The sequence below is a fragment of the Moorena sp. SIO3I6 genome (assembly GCF_010672095.1).
Map to the genome: position 1 here is coordinate 1 of NZ_JAAHHU010000988.1, position 1,823 is coordinate 1,823.

Sequence of the window (1,823 nt, forward strand, 5' to 3'; positions counted from 1 at the left end):
CAATTAGAGCAAAGTAACCCCAATGCCACGGATTTAGAAAAGACAGCGTTTGTGAATATTGCGATTCCAGCAAGTACTAAACAACGGTTGCTTAGTGCCTTAGAAAGTGGTGGTAAAGAAGCCCTTAGGGAATTATTAGATAATCCTTATGTCAATGTGGGTATGGCGATTGTGGAAGGATGGCAGAATCCTTAGTAGGGTGTGGGGTGTGGGGAGATGGAAAAAAGAAGGTAGGAATTTTCACCTTCCATGGAAGACCCTAAAATAGGGTAATATCTGGAGAGGTGATTTATAACCCCTCCAGATATTAAATTCTTGCCCTTATTTTACAGGGGTTTCAACTTCATTTTTTCAGAATTTTACCTCTTAGTATACGGGCTGCTTCCTTGATTAGCTGCATATCCTCTAGTTTATAGGATTTTGGATTGACCACTTTCAGATTATGCATCATGCCCGCATCTTCGTGGGCTAGTATATGGCAGTGGTAAACAAATATCCCAGTAATGAATGGATTTACGAAGGGAATACGGATTGTAGTGATGCTGTTTACGGGTAAGTTAATTACATCCCGATATCCCTGGGTTTGTAGCGTACAACGGTATCCATTATTACCATCAGGAAGAATCCCCGTTTCTGGTGTACACGTATCTATTTCGTAATTATTGTAGGTATCGCCGGGATCCTCAGGGAGAATAACCTCAGTAACTAGGAAATCAAGCTGGTGTATGTGGAAAACGTGGGCATTACCACTGGCATTGACCAAATGCCATTCTTCTATATCCCCCACCGCAGAAATTTTATCGATCCGGTTTCCATTATATACTTGACCGTCGAAGTTTAGAGGAGGAGTTTGCTCATTATTGAATGCTGTTAGAAAAAACTTAGGGGATGCGCTTGTGAAATAGAAGTAACGTTTCTGAGTAAGTGGATCGGAATACGCCTCCCCTGGAGTTATGCACAGTGACTCCTCCAGGAATTTGAGCTTCTTCTCATCGCCATTTACTAATTTCAGCAATCTTTGGTATTTTTTACCTCGCTGTTTTTGTATTACATCTGCTATTGCAGAATGAAAACTATTACATGGCCCCAAGTCAGCTAAGGTTTCAGGAGTTGGCAGTAGCTTGTCTGATTCAAATGCCTGCTGGCTTAAGATGTGCTCATCTAAACTTGTTGCACCATCCTGGCATATTGTTCCTAGACTAAGAGCATCCCCAGCTGCCGTGTGGTAGCATACTTTGTCAGCGTCAGAGCCTACATTAACAGTTGCTAACACGTAGTTTCTATTGGCACCAGGAGCCCCAGTCCACTCATAGTCATCATCAGTGACTAAATCGGTTTTAAAATCGGAAACAAGATGATATGTACTATCTGGGTCACCTCCTACTACCAGAACTTCTACTCGACTACCAGGTGGCAATAGAACTGAGTTAGTTGCTACTGGTTGTTTAACAAAATCAGCATCACGGGCCAAGATCTAAAAATTTGGATGACCATTGGGCTCAGCAAACTCAGGGTTTGATGGATCATCTAGGTTTTCTAGAGCAATATTCAGGTAGTGATCCGCACCGATATTGGCAATACGCCAGAATTGAACCTCTCCAGGGTTAATTGTTATTTGTGGGTTGACTTGATCATTGAGAGGGAAACACCTTTTTCCCCCTGCGCCCACAACATCAGTAAATTGCTTGAACAGCATCACCTTTTGACGCACGGAAAACTGCTCAGGCTCTGGGTCTATGTCTTGCACCGGAATGGGTTGAATTCCGTCCGTGGGATCGAGAATGCTGTAATAATAATTACTCCCCTTGATAATCATTCCACCA

3 protein-coding genes are annotated in these 1,823 nt (G+C 42.7%); 1 reads left to right on the forward strand and 2 read right to left on the reverse strand.

What is annotated here, in order from left to right; all coding sequences use genetic code 11:
* Positions 1 to 195: hypothetical protein (locus tag F6K49_RS45280; RefSeq protein ID WP_293108682.1), on the forward strand; the 195-nt coding region annotated here is incomplete at its 5' end.
* A gap of 148 nt (positions 196 to 343) precedes the next feature.
* Here the strand turns inward: F6K49_RS45280 and F6K49_RS45285 are convergent.
* Positions 344 to 1,471: a multicopper oxidase domain-containing protein gene (locus F6K49_RS45285; RefSeq protein WP_293108685.1), complete on the reverse strand. Its 1,128-nt coding sequence runs from the start codon at positions 1,469 to 1,471 to the stop codon at positions 344 to 346.
* 3 nt (positions 1,472 to 1,474) lie between these two features.
* Positions 1,475 to 1,823 (reverse strand): hypothetical protein (locus F6K49_RS45290; RefSeq protein WP_293108690.1); only part of this gene is annotated, 349 nt, incomplete at its 5' end.